This is a genomic window from Staphylococcus intermedius NCTC 11048 (assembly GCF_002902385.1).
Lineage (GTDB): Bacteria > Bacillota > Bacilli > Staphylococcales > Staphylococcaceae > Staphylococcus > Staphylococcus intermedius.
Genome location: NZ_PPQH01000161.1, coordinates 1 through 295 on the forward strand (window position 1 = coordinate 1; position 295 = coordinate 295).

Here is a 295-nt window from a genome sequence, read left to right on the forward strand (position 1 = left end):
TCACCTCCTTTCTAAGGATAATATACGGAATATCACCATTAGGTGATAAGCGGATTAACGTGACATATTGTATTCAGTTTTGAATGCTCATTCATTGAGGATTCAAAATTCAAATGGGCCTATAGCTCAGCTGGTTAGAGCGCACGCCTGATAAGCGTGAGGTCGGTGGTTCGAGTCCACTTAGGCCCACCATTTGAAATTGTACATTGAAAACTAGATAAGTAAGTATAGATTTTACCAAGCAAAACCGAGTGACAAGCGTTTAAAAGCTTGAAACAAAAAATTATCGCTAGTC

At 39.0% G+C, this 295-nt stretch carries 1 tRNA gene; it reads left to right on the forward strand.

Going from position 1 to position 295, the window contains the following annotated elements:
* The first annotated feature begins 115 nt into the window (after positions 1-115).
* Positions 116-192, forward strand: a tRNA-Ile gene (locus CD138_RS13885).
* Positions 193-295 lie beyond the last annotated feature (103 nt).